Below are 8,799 nucleotides of genomic sequence, written 5' to 3'. Positions count from 1 at the left end.
GGTGTGGAAGTGTGGTGACACATGGAGCTTACTGATACTAATCGTTCGATTGACTTGATCGTTCCCATTACAAATGTTCATCTTTATATTGCCTTGAGGTTTTGAAAACCGTAGGTGATTGATAAAGAGAGTTAGTTTGAAAAACCAGTTTCTTGAAAATTGTTGCGCTTTGCCGACCTGGTGGTTATAGCGGAGCGGCTGCACCCGATCCCATTCCGAACTCGGCCGTGAAACGCTCCTGCGCTGATGGTACTTTGTCTTAAGACACGGGAGAGTAAGTCGCTGCCAGGTCTGCCAAGTGCAACAATAGCTTCTCTGATCTTTACGATATTTAGCCTCGTGCTTCCTCTTCAATTGTTATATAACGGGCAGGCCACTCTTGAATGGTCTGTTTGAATTGTTATATTGAATTTAGCCAACCGGCTTTTTTAATATTCCGCTATATCGTCTTTCGCCTTATAGCGGTTGTGGTTTTGCGGTCCTGTCCTCCGGGCTCTCTTCGCCCCTTACAGCTTCTCGTAAAGCCCTTATCCTTGGCGCGGGGTGGAGCAGCCCGGTAGCTCGTCAGGCTCATAACCTGAAGGCCGCAGGTTCAAATCCTGCCCCCGCAACCAATAACAACTACTCCTTCCAGATTTATATCCGCATTTGATAACCGCTGCACTTCATGAAGCCTGCGGTTATGATAACATTCAAACGCTCGTGTTTTGATGCGAATGTAATGCGGAGAGGAAATAAAGCGTCTCAATCATAGATCTTGAACGTCAAAATTTATGCGTGCTTGGTCTCACCTCTCACACTTAAGTCTCATCTCCTTACCCCATCAATCTGTTGTCGGCTGTTTACGTCAGTCATATCGCGTAGATATCCGTTCAATAACCTCTCTAAACTTCTTTTTATATTGTTAGATTCGGCATCTAACTTGGAAATCCAAAAGTAAGAAACAAAGTACGGACGTTATATCTAGAAGAGTTATAATAACGGCTAGGGAAAATACGTCCTTTATTGCACTTCGGTGTAATATCTGGTTAGTGTTGAATTCTTTGTTGGGCATTTATTAAAACTCGTTATTTGAAGCTTGTTTTGTAAGGCAAAAAAGAAAATTGGGAGGCGCCAATGACTTCTATGCATGGAGATATTGTCAATCGTGTTAAACGATTGCCAAAGCCGTCACAGGCAGCCGAGGCTCTTCAACCTGTATTCGAGGCGGTGAGCAATTCGCTTCATGCTGTTGAAGATGCTTTTGGTGATCAATATCTGGAACGAGGCAAAATTACCGTCACCATTACAAATGCGCAGTCAGCGGATGATATCGAGATCGTTATTGAGGACAATGGTGTGGGGCTTGAACCTGCGCGATTTGAGGCGTTTTGTACGACAGATACGGACTATAAGATTTCTCGTGGTGGCAAAGGTGTCGGTCGCCTCCTTTGGCTTGATGCTTTTGAAAGCATCAAGGTTGAAAGCATATATCGTGATAAAGAAACTTTGTACCGCCGTTCTTTTACCTTTCATTTAACAAGGCAAGAACAGATTTTGAATGAGAGAATAGAACCCTTGGTAGGTGTAGCTCAAACGGGCACGACCGTGACATTCAAGCGGCTACGCGGAACAGCTTACCGTGACAAGTTTCCTCATAAAACTTCTACAATCATTAAGCACTTTGGCTCGCATTTTTTTGCAGATTTCATTATGGGGCAATCCCCGACCGTCACTGTCGACATAGATGCTAATGTCGTTACATTTCCCGAGGAAATCCTGAAACTTCGAGTTGAGGATCGCGGTATCACTAAGATAGAAAGCAAAGAGTTTGGCACTTTATCTCTCAGGAGTTTCGTTTGTGAGAAAGCAGCGAGTGCCAATTTCGAAGGTTTCCATCAGATGCACTTAGTTGCAAATGGTCGGACAGTTACGACTCGGAAAATTGACGGTTTGATCGGCATTGGCTATTTCGGTCCCAGCCGCTCATACGTATATCATGGCTGTATTACGGGCAATTTCTTGGATGAACGTGTTAATCAGGAGCGAACGCAATTTAATTTCGTAGAAAGCATTATTGAAGAGATTGTGCGTGAGTGTTCCAAAAATGTGCAAAAGAATGCGCTTGGCGAAGAAATTACGCAGTTTAACAATCAACGTCTTGAAACTATGCATGAGTTTATTCAGGAATATCCATCTTTTGCCTTCGAAGATGCGCGGGATCTCTTAGCGAGAACACCGAATAATGCCGTCAAGCCAGAACAATTTGCTCAAGCGTTGATTCCTGTCCGGATCCGGCGAGATAAAGAACGGAATGACAGGATACAGAAGATTGTTTCTCAGCTTGGTGAAAATGATGATGTTCCGGTGAATTTCCAAGAAACAGTTCGTAAAGCGGCCGACGAAATTCGAGCCGAGGAGCAACGGCAACTTACCGAGTATGTGTTGCGACGTAAAACGGTTCTTGATGTAATGGAAGTTTTGACCCGCCGTATACGTGAGCGTGATGTTGGTTCGTTGGATTTTCATTTGGAAGAGACACTCCATCAATTTATTTGTCCAATGAAACTGAGGGGCGACGACCCATCAAAAGTAGAAGTCGCTGACCATGATCTTTGGATTATTGATGAACGGCTGACCTTCACCAAATATTTTGCATCAGATGTATCATTTAAAAAAATTCTTGATAAAGAAGCGAGCAAAAAGCGACCAGATCTTCTCATATACGACCGCTTATACGGACTTCGATCCGAAGGGAATGATCCGTTGCAGCGCGTGATGCTTGTGGAATTCAAACATCCTGGGCGAAAGGACTATGACGAACGGTATTCGCCGATGAACCAGATTAGTGAATACATTACCAAGCTTCAAAAGGGCGAAATTTTAGATTTTAAAGGCGGTCATATACGGGTTGCTTCTGATTGTATTTTTTATTGTTATGTCGTTGCCGATATTGTCGGGAAGCTCGAAATTCAAACGAACGGCTGGCGTACAACAGCAAATGGTCGAGGCCGTATTCAGGAATTGAGCGGAAAATTTCGTGGAATCGTTGAGATAATTGAATGGGCTGATTTACTTAACGATGCCCGTTTGCGAAACCAGGCTTTTATTTCAGCCGCGGGGCTTCGATACGACAAACATACGTAAATACTATTTAAGAAGTTATAAAATCCAAAACACATTAACGAATATGGAAGATAACGATAGCGGCGACGGATATAGTAGAGGAGAATGTATCTGCGTATTCTAACAGGCTTGCCGCTTATAAACTTTTGGTCCTTCGGGAATTCTGTGTGGAGTACATCATTCAATTGAAAGCTTTCGCTAATGAACGCAATCACATCAATAGAGTTGATAATTCAAGTAACGCGCAAAGCGACATATGTACCGTTTTAATGGCAGTTCGAGAGAGCCACGTCATCTCGATCTAGAAGAGCGTGGCGCTTAAATGCCAGAACAGGTGACAATCGAGGTCCGAACTCTGTAAAGAAAGACAAGCCTCGTTAATTAAGATAAAAGATAATTTCAAGCGGCGGTGCATATAGTCGAGAAAAAGCTGTGTTCATGGCGCTGCCGCATTCTCGCAAGGTTTTTACGCCGTGTCATGATTGAAGTTCTCCGACAATCTTTTCCGCTCTTATAGGTACGGTTTTAGGATTTATAGCTGCAAGATTTGACGGTATTATTAAACATTTTGCTATGATGCTGGCGACTTCCAAGCTGCTCTTCCATTTCTCATTCTATCTTTGATTGTCTTTTTTTTTCGCTAATACTATTAAACTATTAACATGTCTTCCGGGGTTTCTCGCAAGGGAAAGATATACGACGATAATAACGAGATTATCTGTTTCAGCCAATAATCAGGGATATACTGCCGTTTTCTTACAATTGGGAGTAAAACTGTCGCGTATTAATATTAAGCCCATACTTCCCAACATTGTATCCCTGACAGACTTTTCCTGAAATTATACTTCCGGAAAGCGGCCTTTCCTTTTTGGGGCTAGGTGTTCAGCAAACGATGTCGAGTTCAGGCAGCATGAGTGGGGTCGGCAAAGAGTACCTCGTCAATGCGCCTTGGATAATGTTGCACCGGCATTCATTATAATAATAACAACAAAGGAAATCAGTTTTGTTGGCGAATGGATGCGTGATAATTAAATTATAGGTTGTGAAATTATAAATAAATTTATGATGTAGTTGGATCTAAAAACATAATTGAATTAATTGTTTAATATTTATCAAAAGAATACATTTATTTTTTGTGTATTATTTATTGGGGGGGGGTTGCAAAATCTCAGGAAATCGGTATTTGTTTTTATAAATGCGGGTGATGCTTTTATGTATCTCTAACGTGAAGTTGAACGTTCTTATTAGTTGATGTGTCCAATTATTGGGTTGATGGAATACATCAAGGAGATGGTAAAGTTATGTTTAATTATTTGTTATTACTTAATTTCCCCCCCCTCCACCCCGTGACGAATAGTGCGGGGGGTCCGGTTTATACAATTCCGCTGAAGCTTCTGACACCTACCCAGTGAACGAAGTCTTTGGTTTGCACAAATGATCCTGCTTGCATGCCCGCCGAGAGCGGAGTCCAAGGCTCGGTAATCTGCTCTTTCAAAAGAACAAATTAACTTTTCCAGGTTAAGAACTAAAGGGAATACCATGTCTATGCGCAGTAACTTTTTGAGCGTCTTTGTATCAAAGGCTGTGTCGTGGTTGATGATTATCTTCTGCCTATGCTCGTCCTTTCTGGTGTTGACCATGCCAACGCAGGCTGCGCAAAGAAACTCGGGAGGTGAACGCTATGCCGCTGATAACAGCCTATTCGGGCAGGCGGGCAATGGTGCAAGCGCCTCGCTTGATGGCTATGGCACGCCGGTGATGACACGCGGCTATGTGCTGGTGTCCGGCGATACGCTTGATAGTGTTGCCAAGCGCTATAATCTGAGTGTTGAAGGATTGCGCCGTCTCAATCAGGATCGCTTCTTCAAGAACGGTTTTGATCAGGTAAAGGCGGGTGATATAGTCTATGTACCCGTGGCGCCCGTGTCGGATGAGATGGCACGCTATCTGGAAGGCGATGCATCACAGAATGGTGCCATCACATCGCTTGCCACGCAGGCAAGCAACTTTCTCTCCAATGGTGGCCATAGCAGCGAACTTCAATCCATGGCAACCGGATATTTTGCGGGTAAGGCCAATAGCGAGATCAATCGCTGGTTCAACCAGTTCGGCACGTCCCGTATCCAGTTGAATGTTGATGATGGCTTTTCATTAAAGAATTCGCAATTCGAGATGTTGTTGCCGGTTTATGACAAAGGCAACAGTCTTGCTTTTACACAAACCTCCATTCATCGCACGGATGATCGCACCCAGAGCAATCTGGGTTTTGGCTATCGTTATTTCACGCAGAATTATATGTTGGGCGGCAATGCGTTTTGGGATTATGACATTTCCCGTTCGCATTCGCGTATGGGAGTTGGTGTCGAATATTGGCGCGATTATCTCAAATTGGGCATGAATGCCTATTACCGACTATCGGATTGGCGAACCTCTCATGATGTGGATGACTATTATGAACGTCCGGCCAATGGCTGGGATATTCGTGCGGAAGGTTATCTGCCATCCTATCCGAAGCTTGGAATGAAGCTGAACTTCGAGCAATATTATGGCAACGAGGTCGGGCTTTTTGGAAAGAACGAACGGCAGAAGAACCCTTATGCGGTTACTTTCGGAGCCAATTATACACCGGTACCGCTTGTGACATTCAATGTAGATCACCGGCAAGGTGCAAGTGGCAAGGATGATACACGTTTAGGCTTTCAGGTCAATTATCGTTTTGGTGTTCCGCTGTCCAAGCAGCTTGATCCTGATGCAGTCGGGGATATGCGCACACTTGCGGGAAGCAGATATGATCTGGTTGACCGTAACAACAACATTGTTCTTGAGTATAAGAAGAAGGAATTTATCAACCTTTATATGGTTGGCGGCATTACCGGCTTTTATAACGAAAGTTATTCGCTTGGTATAACGGTTAAATCCAAGTATGAAGTGGCAAGCGTCAATGTGATGGCAGCAGCCCTGATCGCAGCAGGCGGCAAGATTGTTCAGGGAAGCGGTGTCAACGATTACTCTGTGGTTCTTCCACCCTATCAGTGGGGTGGTAATAATAGCTATGTCGTCAATGCCGTTGCAACGGATGTCAAAGGCAACACCTCGAAAGAGGCAACGACAACCGTGACAGTCGAGGCCCCGGGATTTGACGATGCCAACAGCACATTCACAGCCTCGCCAACCTCAATCGTCGCAAACAATATCGAAACCTCGACATTGACATTTACGGCCAAGGACACCAATGGTAACCCGATCACCGGTATCAAGGACAAGCTTGTCTTTGATGTTGTGATCAAGGGCGGTTCCGCTCCTGAAAGCGGCAAGGTGACGGTGTCTGCAATTGCCGAGACCGAAAGCGGTGTCTATACGGCAACTCTCAAAGGCACGCTTGCCAATGTCTATACGATAACGCCGAAATTCAATAACAAAGCTGTCGGCAACCTCTCAGCCGAAGTGACATTGACCGGGAACATTGAATTGGTTCTTGCCTGGGAAAACGGTATCACATCGGCCACGGTGGATGAGCAGCCAACATTCTCGGTTGTTGTGCGTGACAAGGACTCCGGCACATTCGTTCCAAACAAAACTGTCACATTCACTTTGAGTTCAAATGGAGGCGGCAAACCGTCAATCTATCCAAGCACGGTAACAAGCGGTACCGATGGCACAATAACACAAGCGCCGGCCGTGTCTGATCATAAGGCTGAAACTGTGACTGTTACAGGACAGATATCAGGAACAAATGTTACTGCCAGTTTAAGTATTCCGTTTATTGCGGGAGAGATGAACGCAAATACAAGTACGATTAAAGCTGATCCCCCTAGGATTTTGGCAAATGGTTCCACCACCTCAACGATCATTTATGAGCCAAAGGATCGTTATGGGAATCCTATCACCAGCATTGATGCGAGCATCATCAAAAGTGTTATTATTGGAATAGACGAGAGTGGCATCAAAATTGATAGCTGGTCGCTTGTCGATAATCATTATGAAGCAATTTTGACGTCCGGACAAAAAACCGGCGATATCAAGGTGATACCAGTGATTAATGAAAAGGATGGTATTGCCCGTACGAGCAACAATATTCTCAACCTCTATGCAGGAGACATTGACGCTAGCAAAGGTGAGATCAAAGCGATTCCAAACGAGATTGTAGCAAATGGACATTCAACAAGTCGTATCGAGTTTAGACCACGCGATGCAGCGGGCAACTTCATTGCGACGTTGGATACTACAAAGATCAGCCAAAAGATTACCGCTCAAGAAGTCGACGGATCTTTAGACATGAAGATGTCCGCCTGGTCCTATGATCGTGGTGCGGGTGCCTATGTCAGCACGTTAACATCAGGTACGACGAAAGGTGTTATCAACATCATGCCCACGGTCAACGGTGCAGATGCCGCTACGATAGGTGTAACGGGAACATTGAAGCTTGTTGGGAATTCCGGATCGAACATCAATATCACAATTGCCAATACCGATACTGCGATAGCCGATGGTGTCGAGACCAATACTATTATCATCACTTTAACCGATGACTTCGGAACACCATTGCCTGATAGAAATCTCACAGTAATCCCTTCCAATAGTGAGCTTTCAATCAATGGTACACCGGGCAACGTAGACTTTACGACAGATGCCGATGGCAAGGTCAGTCTTACAATGGCATCGACCTATGCATCATGGCTTGGCAGTAATGGATTTACGGTCAACTCCGGAGGCTTCAGTGCTCAAGGGCAGACATCGTTCAGCCTCTATGTCGACCAGGATACGTCGTTGGTCAGTCTGGATAAAGATATACTTTACAATGATGGCATAGACCAGTTGACCGCAACTTATAAGCCTCTTGACAAAAAAGGACGGGCTATTCCTGAGGACCAGTTAAACGTTACTTTCTCGACAACTGACCTCGGATCAACACAGGTCATCAAGCAAAATGGCTTTGTGGCAACCGTAAGCTCACAAAGCAGCCCGTCTGACTATAAACTTTCTACCACGATGACTAATTATAACCATGGCTGGCAGCCTACCCCTGTCGATTATAAAATCCTACCGACATCAGGTGTTTTGCTGGCAATTCTGGACGTCTCGCCGAAACTATGTGGTACTACATCGAACTCGATTGAAGATGGAATGCCATTCAGTTACTGCACAGAAACGCCGGACGTTGACTACTATCATTCAGGTCTTGGGTTCATTATTGAACTGATATACGCAAACCCTTTATGGGATAAGGAGATAACGTTACACTCATCAACGGTTGATGGCGCTATTAACGTTCAATCTAAAGATGGAAACAGGACGCAAAACTGTTCGGTTCCGGTATCGGTTCCTCACTCGTGGATGAATGATTTCGGGAATAGTGACCACAACCTTGATCTATCATTCAAAAACACAGGCGTTATAGATACCGTCAGCGCGTACGGTTTTCGCAAGCCAAACGGTGGCGGCGGTGTAGGCGCATGTGATATCATTGTCTCTACATCTAACTACTCCCCTTTGAAACCTGATCTGGTAGGAACTGGCAACGTTCTGTTTGAAGCCTACACGGCGAACCCAAAATCCACCACTTCTTTCAAGGTTCCATTGACAGGTAAGCGTATGGATGTCGGCAAGCTGCCGGCAATTAGGGTCAATATCTATGCTAATTAACGGTTGAAAAAGTGAGCCAAAATACCTTAAGTAGAATAACCAATTCGGGTT

General features: G+C 44.7%; 2 protein-coding genes, 1 tRNA gene and 1 rRNA gene. All 4 read left to right on the top strand.

The features are described from left to right. The first annotated feature begins 176 nt into the window (after nucleotides 1-176). A 5S ribosomal RNA gene (gene rrf, locus H3S82_RS10520) occupies nucleotides 177-291 on the top strand. 246 nt (nucleotides 292-537) lie between these two features. After that, a tRNA-Met gene (locus H3S82_RS10515) sits at nucleotides 538-614 on the top strand. A gap of 502 nt (nucleotides 615-1,116) precedes the next feature. After that, complete coding sequence (locus tag H3S82_RS10510; protein ID WP_078040004.1) at nucleotides 1,117-3,126, top strand: ATP-binding protein; 2,010 nt, start codon at nucleotides 1,117-1,119, stop codon at nucleotides 3,124-3,126. Nucleotides 3,127-4,644: 1,518 nt separating this feature from the next. Continuing rightward, nucleotides 4,645-8,748: an inverse autotransporter beta domain-containing protein gene (locus H3S82_RS10505; RefSeq protein ID WP_078040003.1), complete on the top strand. Its 4,104-nt coding sequence runs from the start codon at nucleotides 4,645-4,647 to the stop codon at nucleotides 8,746-8,748. The last annotated feature ends 51 nt before the right edge of the window (nucleotides 8,749-8,799 follow it).

This window comes from Bartonella sp. M0192 (assembly GCF_016102305.1).
Lineage (GTDB): Bacteria > Pseudomonadota > Alphaproteobacteria > Rhizobiales > Rhizobiaceae > Bartonella > Bartonella apihabitans.
This window is presented reverse-complemented; position numbering and strand designations above follow the sequence as displayed.